Below are 22922 nucleotides of genomic sequence, written 5' to 3'. Positions count from 1 at the left end.
CCCCTTATCAAGGGGGATTTAGGGGGATATAAACCAATTAAAGCAGCTTATGCCCATGGTAGGGGCGCATCGCGTGCGCCCAAAAACGCCCCGACAATAATATTATTGTGTCAATCGCCTGCGCCCAAAAAGAGGGCGAATGCAATTCGCCCCTACAATAATATTATTATGCCCATGGTAGGGGCGCATCGCGTGCGCCCAAAAACGCCCCGACAATAATATTATTATGTCAATCGCCTGCGCCCAAAAACGCCCCGACAATAATATTATTATGTCAATCGCCTGCGCCCAAAAACGCCCCGACAATAATATTATTGTGTCAATCGCCTGCGCCCAAAAAGAGGGCGAATGCAATTCGCCCCTACAATAATATTATTATGCCCATGGTAGGGGCGCATCGCGTGCGCCCAAAATGTAATATAGATATTTCCACCAAATTGAGATGCACCCAGTCAAACCCAATTCAAGTCCCCCTTATCAAGGGGGATTTAGGGGGATATAAACCAATTCAAGTCCCCCTTATCAAGGGGGATTTAGGGGGATCTAACCCAATTCAAGGGGGATTTAGGGGGATCAAACCTTTTGCTATATTAAATGTATCTCCAATCTCAGCGAAGCGAATTGGATTGGTTCATAATTTATCGATATTTATCCATTATGCCCCTCAACTTCTCCCGGACTCGCGACTTATTATCTAACTTCCAATTTGGGGAACTGTTTATCGAGGAATTGGGATGGTCTCATCCTCGCGCAAAAAAAACTGTTAGTATCACCGTTGACAACCAAGAATATCCCTGTCAACGGATTGCGGAAGTGTCCGGAGTAGCAGTATTAGAGGTGACAACTACCGATATACCCGATGCGAAACTTCGTCGGGACATTCACCAGCAAGTTATCGAAAGAATTGCCGAAAATCTGCTAATTTTCGTCGATGGGGGACGGACACGCAGTTTATGGTACTGGGTAAAAAGAGAGGGAAGTAAAAGTTATATCCGTGACCATCTTTATATAAAAGGACAACCGGGAGATTTATTTCTCGGTAAACTAGCGGAATTAGTCCTCGATATCACCGACTTTGAAGATGGGGAACCCTCCGTGGTGGAGGTGGCCCATCGCTTACAAAAAGGTTTCGATATCGAAAAGATTACCAAGAAATTTTATCAGGAATTTCAGCGAGAGCATTTACAGTTCCTCCCCTTTATCCAAGGAATCGATCGAGAAAGCGATCGAAAATGGTACACTTCGGTTATTCTCAATCGTTTAATGTTCGTCTATTTCCTGCAGCGCAAGGGATTTATAGATAACGACTTCAACTATCTGCAAAACCAATTACAAGCAAGTCAACGACGCGGGAAAAATTTATTTTATCGTCAGTTTCTGCAAACCCTCTTTTTTCAAGCATTCGCTCAACCGGAATCCCAACGAGATGAGACAGTAACTGCATTGGTGGGAAAAGTCAAATATCTTAACGGAGGATTATTTCTCCAACATCCCCTCGAAAATCTTTATCAAAACATTTGTATTGATGACCAAGCATTTGAGAATATCCTCGATTTATTCTCCCGTTACTCTTGGAACCTTGACGACACTCCGGGGGGAAGCGATGACGAAATTAACCCCGATGTTTTGGGATATATCTTTGAAAAGTACATCAACCAAAAAGCTTTCGGTGCTTACTATACCCGTCCGGAGATTACTGAATATCTCTGTGATAGGACGATTAATAAATGGATTGTCGAGAGAAGCAATCAACATTATCCCCGCAAACAATTTGCCAGTATTTCTGAACTATTAATTAATCTCGATTCTCCCCTCTGTCAGCTTCTGATTGAAGATATTCTTCCCCAGCTTTCTATTTTAGACCCTGCCTGTGGTTCCGGTGCTTTTTTAGTGGCTGCGATGAAGACATTAATCGGAATTTATAGCGCGGTGATTGGGACAATTGAACTACGGGGAGACAGTAAATTAAAACAGTGGTTAACAGAGGTAAGAAAATCCCATCCCTCCCTCGGATATTACATCAAAAAAAGAATTATTTCCGATAATCTCTACGGTGTCGATATCATGGAGGAAGCGACGGAAATAGCGAAACTGCGTTTATTTCTCGCTTTAGTTGCTGCCGCACAATCGGTGACAGAATTGGAACCCTTACCGAATATTGATTTTAATATCATGTCGGGAAATTCCCTCATCGGTTTAATTCGCGTGGACGAAAAAAGTTTTAATCTCATGGGAGAGGAAAATATTCTGCAAACCCTCACCGCGCAAAATTATCAGGCAATTCTCGCGGAAAAAAATCGCAGTATTGAATTATACAAAGAACACGCTTTTCGGTTGGGAGAAGTAGAGGGAACCACCCAAGAAAACCGTCTCCAGATGTTACGGGATCACATCGAGGATGTCAACCGCGAATCGGTGCAGAAATTAAACCAAATTCTCTTAGATGAGTTTAGCGGTAAGTTGTCAATTAAGTACGAATCCGCACAATTAACGGGAAAAGCAAAGAAACGTTTATTAACTCTTTCTGATATGCAGTCCCTGAAACCCTTCCACTGGGGTTATCACTTCGATAAACTGATTACAGAAAAAGGTGGTTTTGATGTGATTATCACCAATCCCCCTTGGGAAGTCTTTCAAACCGATGAAAAGGAATTTTTTCAGCAGTATGATAGTTTAATTCAGAAAAAAAAACTTGATATAAAATCATGGAACAAACAGCGAGATAAACTTTTAGAGAATCCAGAAATCCAAAAAGCTTGGTTAGAATATTGTAGTGGTTATCCCCATGTTAGTGCTTATTTTAAAAAGTCCGAACAATATCGAAATCAAAATTCTGTAATTAACGGCAAAAGTGCTTCAAGGAAAATTAATCTTTATTGTTTATTTACAGAACAATGTTTTAATCTACTCCATCCCCAGGGAGAATGTGGAATAGTTGTTCCCAGTGGAATTTATACCGATTTAGGAACCAAACAACTGCGAGAAATGTTATTTTCTCAGACAAATGTGACAGGATTATTTTGTTTTGAAAATCGTAAAGAAATTTTTGAAAATGTCCATAGAAGTTTTAAGTTTGCTATCTTAACTTTTGAGAAAAATAAACAAACTCTTTCCTTTCCTGTAGAGTTTATGCGTCACGATGTTGAGGAATTACAACGGTTTCCCCATAAAGATAGTTTAGTAATTAGCGTCGATTTAATCCGCAAACTATCCCCCGATTCCCTCTCGGTAATGGAATTTAAACAAGATATAGATATTCATATCGCTGAAAAAATGTCTCGTTTTCCCATGCTAGGAGAAACCCTTCCCGATACATGGAATCTCAAGTTAACATCAGAATTTAACATGACTACTGATAGTTATTTATTTAAAACTGAACCCGCAGAAGGAAGACTACCCCTCTACGAAGGAAAAATGATTGAACAGTTCAGCCATGGTTTATCTCAACCGCGCTATTGGATAAATGAATCAGAAGGAAGAAAAGCAATATTAGGAAAATTGCCAGATAATCAGCAGATACTAGACTATCAAACCTATCGAACTGGATTTCGTAAAATTGCTAGGAATACTGATAGTAGAACTTTAATAGCTACCATTATACCTCCTGCTTTTCATGGAGAAAACTTTCAATCTATTGTACATTTTCAAGAAGAAGTTAATCGTGCAACCAACAATAAAGAATGTTTATTCTTGGTTGCTATCTGGAATAGTTTTGTGCTAGATTATTCCCTTCGTCATCGGGTATCTGCTAATATAAATTTTTTCTACATATATCAACTACCTATCCCCCGACTAAAAGAGGGAGATAAATACTTTCAGGAGATAGTAGAAAATGCGGCGAAATTGATTTGTACCACAGAAGAATTTGAGCAATTAGCGAAAGAAGTGGGGATAGGTTCCCATAAAAATGGAGTAACAGAAGAAGCAGAAAGAATGGAAATTAGAGCGAAATTAGATGCAATAGTCGCCCACTTGTATGAATTAACCCCAACAGAATTTCAACATATATTAAGTACCTTTCCCCTCGTCCCCGAAAGCGTCAAAACTGCCACCCTCAAAGCTTATCAAAACCTGTAAGGGAATTATGAATTATGAATTATGAATTATGAATTGGGAAGTGGGGAAGTGGGGAAATTGAACTAAAACCCCATAAACCCCAAAACCTGTCCCTTGACTGGAAAATAGAAGCTAAAATAACGCCAATTCTTCAATCAGAATAAATCCCTTGAGTAGAGGCTACATATCAAGAAAAGCACTCCACTTGCAAGAGTGCCTCTTAAATTATTACAGATGTATCAGCAGCCGCGTGTAAGCATCCCACCGAAAAACTAATGCGCGGGGGGTTTGGGGGCGGCGCCACGCCCCCAACGGGGGGTTTGGGGGGTAGAACCCCCCAAAAACTTGGATTGAGCAATAAAATCGCAAGTAATACTCAATCCCTTGAGTATAGTTTACATATCAAGAAAAGCACTACTACCCCCAAAGGGTAGGGTTGATTCATGAATCAACCCTACATTACTGAACGAGTACGGAGGGAGTCGAACCCCCGACACCCAGGACCGGAACCTGGTGCTCTATCCTCTGAGCTACGTACCCACGATAAAATACCATTACATTATACCACTAGCCGGCGCAGTAGAGCAGAAATTTCCCATGACTAGCGATCGCTCTTTAAAATTACTTATCAGTAACGATGACGGTATTTCCGCGCTAGGAGTCCGCACCCTTGCCAACACCCTCGCTGCCGCCGGTCATCAAGTCACCGTAGTTTGTCCCGACGGCGAGCGCTCTGCCACTGGTCATGGCTTAACCTTACACCATCCCATCCGGGCCGAACAGGTGGAAGGAATTTTTCACCCCGATGTGATTGCCTGGTCCTGCTCGGGAACCCCCGCCGATTCGGTAAAATTTGCCCTTAGTGCCGTCCTCAAAGAGCGTCCCGATTTAGTTTTAGCCGGCATTAACCACGGGTCTAATCTCGGTACTGATATCCTCTATTCTGGCACGGTTTCCGCGGCCATGGAGGGATTAATCGAAGGTATTCCCAGTATTGCTGTTAGTCTGGCCAGTTTTAAAGCTTGTGATTTCCAACCGGCTGCGGATTTTGCCCTCACTTTAGTCAGGAAAGTTACCCTTAACCCTTTTCCTGTTCCCACTTTACTCAATGTCAACGTCCCTCCGGTTAGTAGTGCCGAAATCAAGGGAGTGAAAATCACTAGGCAGGGATTGCGACGCTACGAGGAAACTTTCGAGAAAAGACTGGACCCCAGGGGTAAAAGTTATTACTGGTTAATTGGGGAAGTGGTGGAGGATATCGAACAACCGGACTACAGCCATTTACCCCCGGAAGTGCCTACGGATGTGCGCGCTATTGGCGAGAATTTTATCACCATCACGCCCCTACAATACAATTTAACTGATGTACAGGGTTTTCAACATTTGCACCGGAATTCTTGGCTTGATTGAGGAGCATCTCATGATATTCTGATTCAATCATTAGCGTTTGAGAGCCTATGTCCCCTCAATTTAATTTTCAAGAAAACGAACTCGAAGAAGCGGATGTCATAACCCTCTGGGATGAGCAAGGTCGATCGCTAGACTGTTATATTGAGAATGCCTATGAAACCGATGACCTTACCTATATGCTTCTTGTCCCCGTGGATACCCCGGTGATGATTCTAGCTTGGGATGAGGAATCGGAGGAAGAAGAATCTGATGCCTTCTTAATCGAAGATAGTGAGGAAATTGAGCGGATTTTCGCCGATGCTAAGGCAGTTTTAGCAGAATTAGACCTATTGCTCAAATCCACTGCTCACACCTTAACCGTTAGTGGTGAATTACCTCCCCTAGAAGAAGATAATGTTCTCAGTTTAGAAATCGATAGCGATGAACCTTCCTCGTCATCAGAGCCGGAAGAATTGCAATTTCTCGCCAGTTTCTTTTCCGAAGACCAAAAATACTCGATTTACAGTCCCCTTGCTCCTTTGTTATTCTTAGGCGTCGGTGATGGGGAAGGGAAAGTTGAATTAGTTTCCCCCGATGATGACGGTATGGGACCGATTCTAGAGGAACTTTTGTTTGATGAACTCGATTAATTACTTGATTTTACCAAATCCGCCGACCAAATTTATTGATAAATCTAGTCACAGTATATCTTTCGGGATTTCATCATCATCGTGATTAACACGGATTTGGTATTTTTTCTTTAAATTACGGCGTTTATCATAAAGATGAAGTATAACCTAACTTGGTATTAACGACCGGCTCCTGTCTCCCCAAAATAAAAACCTCATACCTCACTATTAAGATAAATGCTATATCACCACAACTAGGGGAGAGCTTTAAAGATTAGCTATTTTTCTGGTGATAGTGAGGATGAAAGGTTTCCAAGCAAGACTGATTAAATAACCCAATCCTGCCACTAAAATAATTGTCGCCCCCGAGGTGAGATTTAAACTATAGGATAACCATAAACCAACCAAAGTAAAGACAATTCCTAAGATAATCGCTAGGACCATCATTCCCTTCATATTTTTAACAAATTGTCCGCTGATAGCGGCGGGAATAGTTAACAAAGCAATTACCATAATTAATCCCACCACCTGCATTACTGCCACAATAGTTAAAGCGGTTATTCCCATTAAACCTAAATAAATTACCTCCACGGGAATATTACGAATAATCGCAAAGGTTTCATCAAAAGATATGGCTAACAACTCCTTATAAAAGATACTAACTAAGGCTATAATTAATATATCTATGCCCGCCATTATCCATAAATCATCCCTCGGTACAGTTAAAATACTACCAAAAAGATAACTCATCAAATCAGCTTTATACCCGGGGGTTAAATCAATAAAAATTACCCCAATCGCCATACCAATCGCCCACATCACCCCGATTAAAGTATCGGCTCTCTCCCGGATGCGACGCTGTAAAACCCCCATGCCTAAAGCCGAAAAAAAGGTAAAAAATATCGCCCCCACCAGGGGATTAATCCCAAAAAAATAACCGATTCCTATCCCTCCATAGGCAGCGTGAGCGATTCCCCCACTAATAAAAACCACGCGATTAACTACTACCAAAGTACCCACAATCCCACAGGCAATACTAACTAATATTCCTGCGGCAATCGCATGGCGCATAAAATCAAATTGTAAAGCCTCTAGCATGGGGTGTGGGGTGTGGGGTGTGGGGTGTGGGGAGCTTTTTCAGTAAACAGTAAACTCAAAACTCACATCTGATAACTGATAACTGATAACTGATAACTGATTATTGATAACTTTCAATTACTTGACGAAAATCGCTTTTTTGTTTGACTCCGCGCATTTCCTTGACTAATTCCCGGTCCTTAAAGAATTGTACCGTGGGAGTACCGGTTACTTGACCCATTTTGGCAATTTCCGGGTCAGCTTCGATGTCAATTTCCACAAAATAAATTTTGCCATCGTACTCATCGACCACTTTATCTAAAATCGGTTTCAGGGTTTTACAGGGGCCACAGGTGGGAGAAACATATTTTACCATTAACAAGCGATCGCCGTCGTGGAATAATTTCCGCAAAGCATAACCCCCAACGTGACGAGTTTTGTTAATATCAAAAGTTTCCTCCGTATCGGCCGGGGTTTCGCTAACGGTTTTCGTCTCGTAATGTTCAGAAGTGGCTGATTGACGGTATTCTTGGATTAAATTATGCTCCGATAACCATCTTTCTGCCAATAACGCCGCCATACACCCCGTACCTGCGGCGGTGATGGCCTGACGGTATTCGTGGTCCTGCACATCTCCGGCGGCAAAAACCCCCTCGACGCTGGTAGCAACAGTCCCCGGTTTGACTTTCACATAACCCACCTCGTCTAATTCTAGTTGTCCTTGGAATAGGGAAGTATTGGGAGTGTGACCGACGGCATAAAATAACCCTCTAACGGCTAATTCCCTGATTTCTCCCGTTTGCGAGTTTTTAATGCGTAATCCCTCCATTTTACTGCCTGTACCGAACACATCCAGTGCTTGGGTGTGAAAATGAACAGTAACTTTCGGATTATTTAACACCCGGTCCTGCATTGCTTTCGAGGCACGCATCGCTTCCCCGCGTATCAATAAATGGACGTGAGAGCCGTATTTAGTTAAATATACGGCTTCTTCGGCTGCGGAGTCACCGCCACCGATGACAGCGAGGTTTTCCTCTCTAAATATCGGTGTAGCACCGTCACAGATAGCACAAGCGGAAATGCCGTTACTCCAGAATTGGGCCTCGCTGGGTAATCCTAAGCGTTTGGCAGTGGCTCCCGTGGCGATAATAATACTATTGGCCTTAACTTCCCGGTCCGTGGAACGAATGGTAAAAGGACGCTGACTTAAATCCACCGAGATAACATCTTCGGTATAGCATTGGGTCCCCCATCTTTCGGCCTGTTCCTTCATTCTTTCCATCAGCTTCGGACCGGTGATTCCTTCGGGAAAACCGGGGAAATTTTCTACTTCTGTGGTGGTCATCAGTTGTCCCCCCGGAATGCCTCCCGCTTGGAAACCCTCAAACATCAAGGGTTTTAAGTTCGCACGCGCCGCATAAATCGCCGCCGTATATCCCGCCGGTCCCGAACCAATAACGACTAAATTCTCGACAGTCATAACCGTAAATGCAACTCATAACGACTACGCTTTTTAGTATAACAGATAATGTCGGGTGGGTTAGACGACGATAAGTTAGATAGTTTACCCATCAGTTTAATATGCGTCCTAACCCACCAAGAAGTAGATTTCTGCCTAAAAATCCAGAATACCTCGGATAATAGCTTTTAAATCGGCATCAGCAGGACGTTTGACAAACTGCTCATCGAAAATTTTGGGTCTGAAACCCCGTCGTTCTACGACGGCTTTACTGTTAAATATGAGCATCGTTTACGAAATATATGCTAAAATGTGAGGTATGGAAAAAGCCTATTCGTTTCGATTTTACCCCACACCAACACAAGAGTCGCTATTGCGGCGCACATTGGGCTGTGTAAGATTAGTTTACAACAAAGCTCTCCACGAACGAACACAAGCATGGTATGAAAGACAAGAAAGAGTAGGCTACGCTCAAACTTCTTCAATGCTAACCGATTGGAAAAAGCAAGAAGAATTAGAGTTTTTAAACGAAGTTAGCTGTGTACCTTTACAACAAGGGTTAAGACACCTACAAACAGCTTTCACTAATTTCTTTGCTGGTCGTACTAAGTATCCTAACTTTAAGAAAAAACATCAGGGAGGAAGTGCCGAATTTACCAAATCTGCTTTTAAGTTCAAAGACAGACAAATCTATTTAGCCAAATGCACAGAACTCTTACCTATTCGATGGTCAAGACAAATCCCAGAAAGCTGTGAACCAAGCACAGTAACAGTCAGATTACATCCTTCTGGACGCTGGCATATCTCAATAAGATTTGATGACCCAACGATTAAGCCTTTCCCAGTAACAGATAAAGCCATCGGAATTGACTTAGGAATTAGTAGCATTGTGATTACCAGCGACGGCGACAAAGTATCTAATCCCAAGCATTTTAAAAAGCATTATCGGAGACTGCGAAAGGCACAAAAAAGCCTTTCTAGAAAACAGAAAGGCTCAAAAAATCGGGAAAAAGCGAGAATCGAAGTAGCAAGGATTCACGCCCAAATTACTGATAACAGAAAAGACCATTTACATAAGCTAACCACTCAATTAGTTCGGGAAAACCAAACGATTGTGGTTGAGAATTTAGCCGTCAAGAATATGGTCAAAAACCCCAAGTTATCTCAGGCAATATCTGACGTTAGTTGGGGAGAAATCACTCGACAATTAGCCTATAAATGCCGTTGGTATGGCAGAAATTACATCGAAATAGATAGATGGTTTCCTAGCTCTAAAAGGTGTAGTAATTGCGGGTATATTGCTGAGAAAATGCCGTTAAATATTCGAGAGTGGGATTGTCCAAGCTGTGGGACACACCATGACCGAGATGTTAACGCTAGTAAAAACATTTTGGCCGCAGGGCTTGCGGTGTCAGTCTGTAGAGCGACCATAAGACCAGAACAGAGTAAATCTGTTAAGGCAGGTGCGGAACCCCGCAAGGGAAAGAAGCAGAAACCTAAATCGTGAGGTTTGGGAATCACCGTCCGTTTACGGCGGTGAGGATGTCAAGGCTGTAAATCCAAACCAGTTTAATTGTGTAGGTAGTCGCGCTCACCAAATACATTAATCTAATTTGCCCCGCAGCACCTTTTGAAACCCGGATATCGAGCTTGTGAAAAGTCCAGCCTTCCTGCAACTGAATTTTCCCCGGTAGAGGTTCCTGGCGGGAGTTATGGGGATATTGGTCATCGATTAAATCCTCTAAAGTTTTGGCAATAAGTTCAACAAAGCTATTTTTGTGAACTTTTGCCAGTTTTTTGAAAGAGCGCTCGAAGTTGTCAGAAGATTCAATCGAGAAGGGAATTGAGCCAGTCATGCACTTCTCCTTTCCCAATAGGATGAGAAGATTCCGTCGCCAATGCTTCCTTCAAAACTTCAGACATGGCTGCTTTGTAGGCCGGATGTTCCTGTTCTATCAAATCAAGCTTTTGATAACCTAATGCTTTCATATCATCAAGGAGAATTGGCTCTGTGGAACTTTCTTCTGGTGGCAGACCTTTACGAGCCTTTTTCCAGGGAAATTCTGCGTGAGTCATATCACTCAACCTATAGGCGTGGTAGTTACCGAAATATTGCCAAATTTCTTCTAAAAGTTCTTTTTTCTCCGATGGCAGCCCAGACAAGGATTCTTGGCGAGGAATTGGTAATTGTTTAGCCTCAAAATCACTGTAGAACTTATAAGCAGCAGGACAAACCGGACCGTAACGCCATGCTTGAATTTCCTCCTTAAACAATGGTTCATCGTATAGGGCCAAATGCAAGCTCTGTGCATAATATAAAAGCTTTTGGACTTTCATATTAGTCATTTCAGCGTCTATACCATCCTCGTAAGCTCTGATAATAAAGTAGCGAGCCACAGTCAGGCAGTCAATCATAGCTCCACAAAATTTTTGGAATATCGACCTATGACCATTGTAGAAGAAATTAAAAATTAGTACAAGTGTATAAAGAAAGCTTAACAATGCTCATCGGGTAATGGACGAAGTTTTAATATTTGTCGTTACTGACTCTACCAGTGGGTAAAGTCTGCCGCAAATTGAGATAGGGATAAAAGCTTAATACGGGTATCTTGAGCGACTTTTTGGCGCATTTGGGCGGTATTATAGCCCCAATCGGCTAAATATAAGCCCACATCGTTTAAATCGGCTTGTTGCTCCACTAATTCCAACGCATCGAGACGATCCTCGACAAACCACAAATTAGCGGGAGATTCCGGTAAATTAGCCAGTATTTGCTGAATAGTCAGGTATTTTGGCTGTTTAATTTCCTTGCCAATTAATCTCGCTTCTGGAAAATTAATTGCTACTTTTTGTAACAATTGCTTGACAAAACGACTTTCTTTTGTAGTGATGATATAAACCAAAAAATCCGAGTCTAAAAGAGAGGCTAGGCGATCGATCGCGGGTTGATAAAATTGATGTAAGGCTAACCAAGACTCTAGATCCGACTCAATCCATTGATCCCTAAGACCATCGAGAGCATTTGAGAGAACTTTTTTCGCTATTTTATCCCTTTCTAGCAGATTTTGCCGAATTAACGGCCAATTATTTAAAGCTTCCTCGTCGGGAATATCGAGAACGAGCGATCGCAACAGTAAAGGCATTTCCCAACCGGTTTCGATAACGGGACGAAGTTGCGAAAACCTCGGGAAAAAATCCTCGGGAATTATTTCCGGCCAAAGGGTTTCATAGGTGCGTTTGCTAATCTGAAAATACTCGATCATGCCATCACAAAGAACACCATCAAAATCGAGTGCTAGAATACGGGGGGATTGATTCATAAATGCTGGTTTAATCTCAATAATGGCAGTATAGCGCAGCTATTAGCTATTCTTTGCTTCATCGTTGACATAACATAGCTGTCTGATGATTTCGGTGACAGAATTTTTTAATCCCTCTACATGAATCCAGCCCACATATACAGCATATACAATATTTTGATGATTGTCCTGTATATAAACATGATGGACACGATATAAATCTGAGCTTAAATAAATATAACCACTGGCATCTTTGAATTTACCTTCTAGTAATATTTTTTCTTTTAAAGGTTTCATTTTTACCACATCTTTAGTCACCCCAGATATTTTGGCTATTCTTTCTATGGCAAGAGCAACACAAGTGTTATGACTGTAACTATTACCATGATTATAATCCTGCTGATTAAAATAAATTGTCTCTACGATATTTTTAGCCACTTTATCTGATGCTAGGTAATAGGTATGAGCATTAAGGGAATTTAAGACAACGGCAGCAATTTCTACAGAATCAAAAATATTGCTGGTCGCTTCTAGATAATAATCGCTTATCAAAATCTTGGATACATCGTTTATAGAATCAAAAAGAGGACGAATTGGATAAGCAATAATATCGGAGGAATTGATCAGATTATTCCAGCGCAAACGCTGGCCTTGATGCTGGCTAATAAATTTTTCAATTTGATTGGTATCAATGCCTAAAGTTAAATTTAAAAATGGGATCGGTGAACCCATTGTTGTTACACTAGATAGGGAAACTTTGCCCCGTTCTTTACCGATAAGATCACGAATTTCATGAGCGGGATCTTGAGGGTCAAAACGCTCAGAAAATAACAGATCCCAAAGGATTACAGTACCCAAAGAATGGGCGACTATATGTAATTCGGTTTCCTGGGGATAAGCTTGAACAAGATCGATTAATTGGTCGGCAATAATGCGGCGAATTTGTTTTCCTTGATCGCTGCCTAAATAGCTAAATGCGTCACCGATAAAATAAGATAAATACTCTTTTCTAAAATTTTGATAGCGAAAGGATTGCTCGGGGTTAAAATTACTATTTTTCTGTTTTTGTGTCTGTAATTCTTGGTCTATATCTCGCCATAATTTTTCGGTTCCTTTGAGAACATTTCCCCAAAATCCTGCATAACAGTAGGGAATAATCTGATTTTTGCGTTTACATTCTTCTTCAATTAGTTTAATTAATTTATTGGCATAACTAGCGTCTCTTGTGGCCACTCCATGAATAAAGTAAATCAGCATAATAGATTTATCTCAATAAGCGGTGATCGGAATCTCTCTTAATATACCCTTCTAGCTTCAGAAAAATATCAGGATGGAGCGAGATATAGTAATATATAATTAATTAATTAATGCGATTTGTCAAGAGATGGTGGCCTAGGCCTTGCTAACCCAGCCGACAAATTGCTATATAATACAAATGCCCGCTATTATAGAATTATATTTTTTACTTTTAACTTAGTCTTATGGTTTCGCAACTAGATAAAACTAACGTCACTGAAATTATCTACCCCGATAGCGATAGTCAACCTATGGCCGATAATACCTTGCAATTTCGTTGGATCACAACAATTAAAACTAATTTAGACTGGCTATTTCGCGAGCAGTCTGATGTCTTTGTTGCGGGGGATTTACTTTGGTATCCCGTGGAAAATGATAATAAACTGCGTCAAGCACCGGATATCATGGTGGTTTTTGGAAGACCAAAAGGGGAAAGAGGTTCCTATCGACAATGGCTAGAAAATAACGTTAGTCCCCAGGTGGTTTTTGAAATCCTCTCTCCGGGTAACACCCTCACGGAAATGGCCAAAAAACAGCTATTTTATCAGCGTTATGGGGTCGAGGAGTATTATCTTTATGATCCCCATAAAAACGATGGCAGTGGTTGGATAAGAGGGGAAAATCAGCTAGAAATTCTGGAAACTCTCGATAATTGGGTTAGTCCCCGTTTAGGTATTCGTTTTCAGTTGGGGGAACCAGAAATGTTGCTTTTTTATCCCGATGGACAAGCTTTCACCAGCTATAACGAGGAAAAACAACGAGCGGAAAGATTAGCCAATAAACTGCGGGAATTGGGCATTAATCCCGACCAAATCTGAGAGGATGTTTCTTGGCTACTATTAAAAACGGATTTGCTCCGAGAGTGCCTATTGACTAGAGGTCATACCGCGCTGACGTAATTGGTCGATAAAAAATTCTTCTAGGGAAGCACGAGCTAAATTAAGACTAATCAAGCGAGCATCCATACTAGACAGGGCAGCCAGAAAAGCATCGGGTTCTCCCTGTAATTGTCCGTGCCAAAAATTATCGCGCCAATGTAAACCGAGTATCCATTGCTCTAGTTGATCCTCCCTACCACCTTGAACAATCACCTGATAGACATCAGCACGACCGAGAATTTGGTCGAGGGAACCGACACAGAGTAATTCTCCCCGAGCCAACAGGGCAATGCGATCGCAAATTTGTTCCACATCGGAGAGAATATGAGAGTTAAAAAAGATGGTTTTCCCCTGTTGTTTGAGGGATTGAATAATTTCTCGCACCTGATAGCGACCGATAGGGTCCAGTCCCGACATCGGTTCATCGAAAAAGACTAATTCGGGATCATTGATTAATGCTTGAGCTATGCCGATCCGTTGCATCATACCCTTAGAATATTGACGCAATTGTTTTTTCTGGGCAGTTTTGCGGTCTAATCCCACTAAATCTAATAATTCAGGAATGCGTTTTTTCTGCACAGAAGAGGGAATTTGAAAAATGCTGGCGATTAATTGCAGGAATTCCCAGCCGGTGAGATAGTCGTAGTAGTAGGCATTTTCAGGAAGATAGCCGATGCGTTGCCTGACCGAGCGATCGCCAATTGGTTGACCGAGAATCAAGGCCCGTCCAGAAGTGGGTCGGACAATCCCCAAAAGGGTTTTTAAGAGTGTGGTTTTGCCGGCCCCGTTCGGGCCTAATAATCCAAAGGTTTCGCCCTCATGGACAATTAAAGTACAGTTTTTCAAGGATTCGATTTTCTTATTTAACCAGAATCCCGTCCGATAAGTTTTTTGTAAGTTTAACGTCTCTAGCACAGTTTGACGGCTGGTATTCGTCATTGTTTTGGAATCATCTCTCCTAGACTTTGCTTTTATTATTCCCCAATTGTCAGCAGCAATGTCAACAGTATCAAAATAGCCCAGTTTTGGAACCCAGAAAAATTCCAACTGGTGTTGAGAAGCGGTATCAGTGCAGTTCTGGGCTATTGCCAGCTTTCTTCTCTGGCATTGGTGTGCATTAGCCGCTAAAATCTGTTAGACAGGTAACGTTGACACTTGAGCGGCAACTGGTACAATAGTGCGAACGCTTACACAAACACAGCATGAAACAACTCCTCAATTGCCTTAATTCCCTGACAGTGGCCAGTGTAGCCACTATCGCCTTGGCTTACCCCAGCATCGCTCAAGTTAATCTGTCTGTTTATCCCGCTCCTTCCTCGTCGAACGAATCCATCGAATTATACGTTCCCCCGCCAGAAAACAATAACACCAATAATAATACCTGTACTCAATTGATTGGGGCAAATATCGATAAAATTATCAGTCAAGCTCCCAATCAGTGGGGTATATTAATCGAATCTATCGATCGCCAAACGGTTATTTATAGTCATAACGCCGATCGCTATTTTATCCCTGCTTCTAATACAAAGTTATTTACCACGGCTGCCGCTTTACAAGCGATGAACCCGGAAACGACAATTCAAAAAAAATCCCTGCGCGATTGGGTGAATATCACTAATCAGAGAAGTAATAATTTCTACGCTGACACTCTTTTTCGCTTTATCGGCGGTTCTAAAAGTGTTACTGCCATCTTGGCACAATTGGGCATCGATCCCAGTGGTTTTCGTCTAGCCGATGGTTCGGGATTATCCCGCCGTAATAATGCTACTCCCCGCTCGATCGTGGAAATTTTGCGGGTGATGTATTATTCTCCTAATCGCGATACTTTCTATGCTTCCTTACCGGTAGCGGGAATTAGTGGCACCCTGAGAAACCGAATGCGTCAGACGGCCGCTACTGGCACAGTTTACGCTAAAACTGGCACTCTCACCGGTGTGCGGGCCCTATCGGGTTATCTAGAAAACCCCAACCAAGAACCGATGCTATTTAGCATTATCGTTAATAATCAACGGGTTTCCGGACAGGCTCTGGTGAAAGCGATCGATACTATTGTTCTACAGATGACCGAATCTCGTTCCTGTCAACCTCAGTAGCTCTCCTGTAAAAATACCCAATTGTCCTGACCAGCTGTCCGCGCATTTAAATTGCTTGTGGAGATGAGGCAAGACTAATGGTTAATAATAGCCATAATCTGCTTCAGTTTGGGTTTGGGTTTGGGGGGAGAGATATTCAAAATTAGAAGGATCTCGCAGAAAACGAAATATTTCTTCTTCGAGACGATGAATCAGATAGGGTTCTATGGAACTAGAATCGCGTAAACAGGCTAAATAGCCTTCAACGTATAGCCGGATCTCATCAAAACGCGAGCCACGGTGCCAAAGATCCACCATGTCATCGGTTAGTCTTTGATAGTAACGAATGGATTGGGTATCTTGGAGCATGGGCAGTAGAACAAAAAAAAGAGAGTGGGGGTAAGTGTTTATGGATCATCGTAGGGAGAATTGCTTCCGTCCCCGATATCTCTATTGTACCCACCAAATCGGCAAAACACAGGCGAGCGCATTTTCAGTGATCAGTAATCAGTAATCAGTGAGCGCCGGAGCAGGGAGAGGAAGTTTGAGCATTTGTACTAAAATTCCCAATACGCAGTTTAAATGCAGTACAGCTGATCAATCAGGAAAACTAATATTTAGCGATCACTTGTTGCTCACCTTTTTTGGCTAATTTGGCTGATTTGTCCGAGTTATGGGCTGTTATTGGTTATTCGTGGTTTCTTTGTCTTTTTGCCCGTTCAATTTGTGCTTGTAGTTCTGCTATTTGTCGCTGCAATCTTTCGCTTTCGCTATCATTAGCATCAACATTAATTGAGCTTTTTACCCCTATTTGGGCATAGTTTCCCTGGCGAATTTGACGATAGGATTCCGAGTTAAACCATTGCTGTAGATACTGGATTCTTTCCACGGAAAAAGGATGAGTTAAAAAGGAACCATTCCCACCATTATAAATGATAAATTTATAAATCTGGTTTAAGTTATCTTGGTCTAATTGTCGATAGGCTTCTCCTTGTCGAATAAATTCTTCTAAGTTGCATTCATGCAGATATTTTTGACTTCCTCCTGCACATTTCATTAAAGTTCTCAGGACTAAATTTAAATCATCGGTAACTAATAAAGCCGCTCTGTCTGCTGATAATTCGGCTTTTCTGCGCCATTCATAAAAGGCATAAACTAGACCAGTAGTAATGGCTTTTCCTAGTCCTAAAGTGATGTCCCCAAGAAAATTAGCCGCCCCCATCACCCAAAAAGACATTTGAATCAAAATACTATGATCGCATTTTAAATGACCTAATTCGTGGGCAAGAATTACTCGAATTTCTTCTTCATCTAAGAGGTCTAAAAGAGCAGTATTAAAGACTATATAGGGATGTTCTGACCCCAAAGAATAGGCATTGGCTAAAGGGTTTTGACTGACATAAAGATTCGGTTCTGGGAACATATCTAAATCCCGCAGACATTCGCGATAGATGCCGTATAAAGTGGCGTATTGACGAGGACCAACTTTTAAATCATTGCCCATTAATAAAATTTGTTGGGGACGTTCATAGAGATATTCGGAAAAACTTTTCGCTAATAAATCAAACCCCGGAACTGATCTTAAGGCCTGTTCAGCTTGCTGATCTAGGGGATGTTTAAAAGCTTGACTGGAGATATCAGGATAAGTTGGCATATTTTTTCAAGGAGAAAGGAGTCGTTAATCAGAAATAAACGGGTATTAATTGCCAAGTTTTTGAGTTTTTCTTGCCAAATTTTTCGAGAGAAGTGAGGGGGTTATAGTCGGGAACTACTTCTAGAGAACTCCGACTTTCTCAATAGGTTTTTAACTCTGCAAAATTGCTGATTCTAGAGTTGATTTTGGTGACATAGAATAGACCTGTGGGAGAAATGAGCTTTTTTCTTGTTAACTATCCTTAGCAATAATTCCTAGATTAGATAACAAAGCTTGTAGGTTAGTTTGCACGGTAGCGGGTTGGTATCTCTTAATAGTTTCTAGGGAATTATCAGCGAGTTTTTGCCACAATTCCCTATTATCATAGAGTTCGATCACTGCTTGGGCAAATTCCTCGGCAGTATCGGCAATTAAAACATCCTGGTGGTCAATTAATCCCATACCTTCGGCACCAATTCTTGTGGTAATAGTGGGTAATCCTAGGGAAAGACTTTGACCTATTTTACCCTTCATTCCCGCACCAAATCGCAGGGGAGCGACAAAAACACGACTCTTTTGAAAATAGGGTTCTACTTCGGGAACATAACCGGTGACAACTACTTTATCACTGGCTAATTCCTTCACTTCATCCTTGAGGTTACTTCCCAATAAATTAACGGTAATATCAGGACGGGATGCCCAAACTAAGGGCATAATTTCTAAACATAACCACTTAACTGCATCAATGTTAGGAGGGTGATTGTAGCTACCAATAAATACTAAACCCGATCGCTGGTCAAAAGCAACTTTTTCTGACAGGGAAATTTCTTCATGGATATTGGGGATTACCCAAACATTTTTCACTCCTAAAGAGGATAAAACCTGCTTTTCGTCTTCCGTTACTACCACGGTTGCTTCCGCTTGATTAGCATAGTTTAACTCTAATTTCTGATAGGTTTCCCAACTCCAGCTAGTATTTTGATAACTGGGATCGAGATAGTCTTTTTGCCGTTTTAAACGTAGAAAATGCAGGTCAATTGTATCATAAATAATTGGTGCTTTTGTTTTTAAGCGAATTAAGTCCATATACTTATCGCACAATTCGGGACGACACAACCAAACTCCATCGATCAGAGGTAAATATTTGATTAATTTTTCTTCTAGATTATATCTTTGCGCTGTGCCATAAATAACTTCAATTCCCAGCTGTTGCAGGACGGAAGTATAGGGTTGTTCAGGATAGCCATTATCGGGAAAGAAAATCACTGAATAGCCTAAATTGAGCAGTAGCTTAAGAATATTTAATAAACGCACACAGCCGGATTCTCGATCGTATAGTGGAACGTAGGAGTCAATGACTAAAATTGTCGGGTTTCCTTGTAAACGTCGGGCAGCTTTCGGTACATTATTAGCATCGTTATCCAGGTGTTTAGTTAATACCTTTGACCATTTTTCTCGAAACTTAGTTTGATTAATAACTTGATATTGTTTGATCCCACTGGAAAGGTCTGTTCCCGAGGTGATTCCTTCGTAGTGAATGATGTTAGATTGGGGTTGATAGAGGACTTGATAACCCAATTCTCGGATGGCAAAACATAAGTCTGTATCTTCGTAATATGCGGGGATAAAGTCTTGAGAAAAACCACCTAATTGCTTAAATAATTCCGTAGGAACTAATAAACTGGCCCCCGAACAATAGTCCACGGGACGCACATAATTATATTCTGGTTCATCGGGACTATCTAAGCGTCCATAATTCCAACCATCGGCAGAATTCCAGATAATTCCCCCCGCTTCTTGTTGTTTACTATTAGCATAAATTAACTTAGAACCCACCGCACCAACTTGGGGATTATTGACAATTAATTTTAATAAACTTTCTAGACAATTTTCCAGAATACGAGTGTCGTTATTGAGAAAATATAGGTATTGACCTTTTGCTTGACTAGCTCCATAATTACAGGAACGAATAAAACCAGAGTTCTCTGCATTAGTTAATACTTTAATTCCTTTAACTAAAGTGGCTAATTGTTCTAAGGTGTCATCAGTGGAAGCATCATTAACAATGATTATTTCATAAGCTAAATCAGAACTTAAGTTAACACTCAAGGATTCCAAACAGTTAAAGGTGTAGGCAAATTGGTTATAAGCAGGAATAATAATCGAGACTAAAGGATCATCACTACTGGCAATTTCTAGGGGTCGGGGTTCAGCTAGTTTAGCACTTTCGATCACCTGTTCTTCAAATTCAGAGGAACTCTTTCCTGTGAGAATTTTGATAATTTTTCGTTTCGTCTTTTTCAGTGCTGGTTTCCATCCTTCCTCCTGGAGACTAAAGAAAAATTTTTTCAGCAGTTTTTTAACTTTGAAAATAATCATTATTACCATAAATACTCCTCTGGAGAAAACCAATCTTGTGCTAAATTTAAATCTCTTTCTGCTCTAACAATAGCTCCTTCCTTTAATTGTTGCTTGAGGTAGTTTCTCTGTGGTTCCATAATATATAATTTAATCGCTTCATTAATTAAATTATTATATTCTTTTTCAGGATAATCACTACTCGCCAACCATCGATCGAGAAGTTGCATAGTATCTTCAGGGAGAGTTATCTGAAGTTGTCTGGCCATTTTGTCTTTCCTAGCTATATCTAGATGATAACAATTATAAACACCCCTAGAGCGATTTTAGTTGCTGTCGGGATAAATTCTCGGGGCTGCGGCGATTAATTTTTGAGTGTAGGGGTGTTGGGGATGGCTAAAAATTTGTTCAGTGTCACCCATTTCAACTATTTTACCCGCAGTCATCACCGCAATTCGATCGCAGAGGAATCTCGCTAACCAAAGATCATGAGTTATAAATAAATAAGTGAGATTAAATAACTTTTGTAACTCTAACATTAACTCTAAAACCTGTGTCTGGACACTAGCATCGAGCATACTAACCGGTTCATCACAAATAACTAATTCCGGACGAGTAATTAAAGCGCGAGCAATGGCTACCCTTTGCTGTTGTCCCCCCGATAACTCCCTAGGATAGCGTCGATAAAATTCCTCCACTGGTGTCAAACCGACTCGATCTAACATTTCCAAAACCTGTTTTTTAGCGGTTTCTAGACTGACTTTTTGGTGGATCAAAAGCGGATCAGCGATACTTTCTCCCACCGTCATTAGAGGATTGAGACAAGCGAGGGGATCCTGAAAAATCATCTGCATTAAGCGTCGTTTGGGACGCATTTTTTCCCCCGATAAAGGGGTTAAATCTTCTCCTAAAAATTCCACTTTTCCCCCGGTGGGTTTAATTAACTGTAATAGGGTTCGCGATAGGGTACTTTTCCCACACCCCGACTCCCCAACTAAACCGAATATTTCCCCTCGATACAGTTCAAAGTTGACTTCATCCACCGCTTTAATAAATTTCTTTTCTTTCTTAAAAAAACTATCTAAAAAGTTACCCTCTAGGGTATAATACTGTTTTAAATTATCCACCTTTAACACCGTTTCTTTGCCTTGAATTGCCGTTAATTTTTCCTCCCGCAGCTGTAGGTGTAAAGCGGCGGCTAAAAGAGAACGGGTGTAGGGGTGTTCAGGTGTATTAAAAACTGTTTTTACCGCTCCCGATTCGACAATTTTGCCCCCCTGCATCACCGCTAATCGATCGCAATATTCTCCCACCAGCGCTAAATCATGGGAAATTAACAATAATCCCATCTGTTCCTCGCTACATAAACGCTTTAATTCCCGCAGAATTTCCGCCGAAACCGTCACATCTAAACTGGTGGTGGGTTCATCGGCAATAATTAACTTAGGGTTTAATAATAAAGCTAAAGCAATGGCCACTCTTTGCCGCATTCCTCCGCTAAATTCGTGAGGATATTGGGACCAACGATTAGCGGGAATTTTTACTTTTTCTAGGACAGTACAAGCTTGACTTTTAGCTTGACGATAGGTTAAATTTCGTCGATGAGCTTGCAAAGTTTCCACACAATGATCGCCAATAGTCATCAGCGGATCCAGTCGCGTCATCGGATCTTGAAAGACTAATCCCACCGCTTCCCCGCGAAACTTTTCCAACTGTTTGCTAGACAAAGATAAAAGCGATCGCCCTTCAAAGGTAATCTCACCTTCCACGTGAGTGCGATTAGGTAATAACCTTAAAATAGCCTTACCGATGGTCGATTTTCCACAACCAGATTCACCCACTAATCCCAGAGTTTCCCCTTTGCCTATACTCAAAGATACCCCATCGATCGCCCAAGAGGGAGAACTTAATTCGGTCGGGTAGGCAATTTTTAGGTCTTTAATTTCCAACATGAGGCGATCGGTAACGATAAAAGTTAGGACTTAAGTAAGTAGTTATAATTAAATCGAAGATAGATTTTGCCTCTGATCCCCCCTGCCCCCCTTGATAAGGGGGGTGCCGATAGGCGGGGGGATCCCCCTTGATAAGGGGGGTGCCGATCCCCCCTGCCCCCCTTGATAAGGGGGGTGCCGATAGGCGGGGGGATCCCCCTTGATAAGGGGGGTGCCGATAGGCGGGGGGATCCCCCTTGATAAGGGGGGTGCCGATCCCCCCTGCCCCCCTTGATAAGGGGGGTGCCGATAGGCGGGGGGATCCCCCTTGATAAGGGGGGTGCCGATAGGCGGGGGGATCCCCCTTGATAAGGGGGGCATCTGATAATTTTTAACGCCTACCTACTTAGGGTCAAGTATGCCACACAAACGGCGATCGAGCATTTAATCACTAATCGACAACTGCCCCTAACAAAAGCCGACAATACCCCTTTAAAGTCGCCACTCGCTCGCTAATTATCTGTAAACGTTTCTCCCGTCCTTGCCGGGCCGAGGCCAAAAATAACCAATCCGTCTCCAGCAATCGCCACGATCGATATAGTTCCGTCTGGACTGTGCGCCAACGATTAGCCACCTCTGGGCTGAAATTGTCATCATTTAGTGACAATATCTCCCCTTCTAGACAGGTTTGTAAAGCTTGAAAAGATTGTAACCCCGTGGAAGCATCCCCATCCAGAAGGGCAAGACTGAAATCCTCCAGTTTTCTTAACAAAGATTTGTAGGCTTGATGGTAATTTGTCGGTAGCATCCAATACAAAGCGCGTTAGAATTTGTTACATAAGATT

General features: G+C 41.7%; 21 protein-coding genes and 1 tRNA gene. 7 read left to right on the top strand and 15 right to left on the bottom strand.

Annotated elements, in window-relative coordinates; genetic code table 11:
- Positions 1–226 precede the first annotated feature (226 nt).
- Both ACQY1Y_RS23750 and ACQY1Y_RS23745 read left to right on the top strand, forming a co-directional pair.
- The gene (locus tag ACQY1Y_RS23750) at positions 227–370 is read left to right on the top strand and encodes a hypothetical protein (protein WP_216642682.1); all 144 of its coding nucleotides are present in this window, start codon (positions 227–229) and stop codon (positions 368–370) included.
- Positions 371–657: 287 nt separating this feature from the next.
- Positions 658–4077, top strand: coding sequence for an Eco57I restriction-modification methylase domain-containing protein (locus tag ACQY1Y_RS23745; protein WP_430013694.1), 3420 nt, complete (start codon positions 658–660; stop codon positions 4075–4077).
- A gap of 446 nt (positions 4078–4523) precedes the next feature.
- On the opposite strand, the gene ACQY1Y_RS23740 is transcribed toward ACQY1Y_RS23745, so the two are convergent.
- Positions 4524–4596 (bottom strand) — tRNA-Arg (locus ACQY1Y_RS23740).
- Positions 4597–4653: 57 nt separating this feature from the next.
- Here ACQY1Y_RS23740 and surE point away from each other — a divergent pair.
- Positions 4654–5466, top strand: coding sequence for a 5'/3'-nucleotidase SurE (gene surE, locus ACQY1Y_RS23735; protein ID WP_316578444.1), 813 nt, complete (start codon positions 4654–4656; stop codon positions 5464–5466).
- A 47-nt stretch (positions 5467–5513) separates the two neighbouring features.
- Positions 5514–6095, top strand: a complete 582-nt coding sequence (locus ACQY1Y_RS23730) for a DUF3727 domain-containing protein (RefSeq protein WP_016516150.1) — start codon at positions 5514–5516, stop codon at positions 6093–6095.
- Between the two features lie 246 nt (positions 6096–6341).
- Here the strand turns inward: ACQY1Y_RS23730 and ACQY1Y_RS23725 are convergent, their stop codons facing one another.
- The 3 genes from ACQY1Y_RS23725 to ACQY1Y_RS23715 form a co-directional block, all read right to left on the bottom strand.
- Entirely contained in the window at positions 6342–7172 is an 831-nt protein-coding gene (locus ACQY1Y_RS23725) for a metal ABC transporter permease (RefSeq protein WP_430013693.1), read from the bottom strand.
- A 100-nt stretch (positions 7173–7272) separates the two neighbouring features.
- On the bottom strand, positions 7273–8631 hold the full coding sequence (gene trxB / locus ACQY1Y_RS23720) for a thioredoxin-disulfide reductase (RefSeq protein ID WP_430013692.1): 1359 nt from the start codon (positions 8629–8631) through the stop codon (positions 7273–7275).
- 135 nt (positions 8632–8766) lie between these two features.
- Complete coding sequence (locus ACQY1Y_RS23715) at positions 8767–8898, bottom strand: hypothetical protein (protein WP_430013691.1); 132 nt, start codon at positions 8896–8898, stop codon at positions 8767–8769.
- A gap of 31 nt (positions 8899–8929) precedes the next feature.
- On the opposite strand from ACQY1Y_RS23715, the gene ACQY1Y_RS23710 reads away from it, so the two are divergent.
- Positions 8930–10117 (top strand): RNA-guided endonuclease InsQ/TnpB family protein, encoded by a 1188-nt coding sequence (locus ACQY1Y_RS23710; protein ID WP_430013690.1) that lies wholly within the window; start codon positions 8930–8932, stop codon positions 10115–10117.
- Between the two features lie 10 nt (positions 10118–10127).
- Here the strand turns inward: ACQY1Y_RS23710 and ACQY1Y_RS23705 are convergent, their stop codons facing one another.
- The 4 genes from ACQY1Y_RS23705 to ACQY1Y_RS23690 form a co-directional block, all read right to left on the bottom strand.
- Complete coding sequence (locus ACQY1Y_RS23705; protein WP_430013689.1) at positions 10128–10466, bottom strand: hypothetical protein; 339 nt, start codon at positions 10464–10466, stop codon at positions 10128–10130.
- Positions 10438–11025 carry a Panacea domain-containing protein gene (locus ACQY1Y_RS23700; protein ID WP_002744910.1) on the bottom strand — a complete coding sequence of 196 codons (588 nt, stop codon included), beginning with the start codon at positions 11023–11025 and terminating at the stop codon, positions 10438–10440. Before ACQY1Y_RS23700 ends, ACQY1Y_RS23705 begins: the two co-directional genes overlap by 29 nt.
- Before the next feature lie 134 nt (positions 11026–11159).
- Positions 11160–11930 carry an HAD family hydrolase gene (locus ACQY1Y_RS23695; RefSeq protein ID WP_430013688.1) on the bottom strand — a complete coding sequence of 257 codons (771 nt, stop codon included), beginning with the start codon at positions 11928–11930 and terminating at the stop codon, positions 11160–11162.
- 42 nt (positions 11931–11972) lie between these two features.
- Positions 11973–13166, bottom strand: a complete 1194-nt coding sequence (locus ACQY1Y_RS23690) for a hypothetical protein (protein WP_430013687.1) — start codon at positions 13164–13166, stop codon at positions 11973–11975.
- Between the two features lie 224 nt (positions 13167–13390).
- Between ACQY1Y_RS23690 and ACQY1Y_RS23685 the strand changes: the two genes are divergently transcribed.
- Positions 13391–14023 (top strand): Uma2 family endonuclease, encoded by a 633-nt coding sequence (locus ACQY1Y_RS23685; protein ID WP_430013686.1) that lies wholly within the window; start codon positions 13391–13393, stop codon positions 14021–14023.
- Between the two features lie 48 nt (positions 14024–14071).
- On the opposite strand, the gene ACQY1Y_RS23680 is transcribed toward ACQY1Y_RS23685, so the two are convergent.
- Positions 14072–15022: an ABC transporter ATP-binding protein gene (locus tag ACQY1Y_RS23680; RefSeq protein ID WP_430013685.1), complete on the bottom strand. Its 951-nt coding sequence runs from the start codon at positions 15020–15022 to the stop codon at positions 14072–14074.
- 263 nt (positions 15023–15285) lie between these two features.
- Here ACQY1Y_RS23680 and dacB point away from each other — a divergent pair, with 263 nt between their 5' ends.
- Entirely contained in the window at positions 15286–16176 is an 891-nt protein-coding gene (gene dacB / locus ACQY1Y_RS23675; RefSeq protein WP_430013684.1) for a D-alanyl-D-alanine carboxypeptidase/D-alanyl-D-alanine endopeptidase, read from the top strand.
- Positions 16177–16257: 81 nt separating this feature from the next.
- On the opposite strand, the gene ACQY1Y_RS23670 is transcribed toward dacB, so the two are convergent.
- From ACQY1Y_RS23670 to patD, 6 genes are all read right to left on the bottom strand, one after another.
- Positions 16258–16524, bottom strand: a complete 267-nt coding sequence (locus ACQY1Y_RS23670) for a DUF6761 family protein (protein WP_002739044.1) — start codon at positions 16522–16524, stop codon at positions 16258–16260.
- 319 nt (positions 16525–16843) lie between these two features.
- On the bottom strand, positions 16844–17809 hold the full coding sequence (locus tag ACQY1Y_RS23665) for a M48 family metallopeptidase (protein ID WP_272104627.1): 966 nt from the start codon (positions 17807–17809) through the stop codon (positions 16844–16846).
- A 231-nt stretch (positions 17810–18040) separates the two neighbouring features.
- Positions 18041–20176 (bottom strand): glycosyltransferase, encoded by a 2136-nt coding sequence (locus ACQY1Y_RS23660; RefSeq protein WP_430013683.1) that lies wholly within the window; start codon positions 20174–20176, stop codon positions 18041–18043.
- Positions 20170–20415: a hypothetical protein gene (locus ACQY1Y_RS23655; protein ID WP_002738900.1), complete on the bottom strand. Its 246-nt coding sequence runs from the start codon at positions 20413–20415 to the stop codon at positions 20170–20172. The genes ACQY1Y_RS23660 and ACQY1Y_RS23655 overlap by 7 nt, the downstream gene beginning before the upstream one ends.
- 57 nt (positions 20416–20472) lie before the next feature.
- Positions 20473–22098 carry a dipeptide ABC transporter ATP-binding protein gene (locus ACQY1Y_RS23650; RefSeq protein ID WP_430013682.1) on the bottom strand — a complete coding sequence of 542 codons (1626 nt, stop codon included), beginning with the start codon at positions 22096–22098 and terminating at the stop codon, positions 20473–20475.
- 430 nt (positions 22099–22528) lie between these two features.
- On the bottom strand, positions 22529–22885 hold the full coding sequence (gene patD, locus ACQY1Y_RS23645; protein WP_002739345.1) for a heterocyst frequency control protein PatD: 357 nt from the start codon (positions 22883–22885) through the stop codon (positions 22529–22531).
- Positions 22886–22922 lie beyond the last annotated feature (37 nt).

Source organism: Microcystis ichthyoblabe FBCC-A1114 (assembly GCF_050500245.1).
Classification (GTDB): Bacteria; Cyanobacteriota; Cyanobacteriia; order Cyanobacteriales; family Microcystaceae; genus Microcystis; species Microcystis ichthyoblabe_A.
Note: the sequence above shows the minus strand (reverse complement) of the source record. Positions and strands in the feature narration are given on the sequence as shown.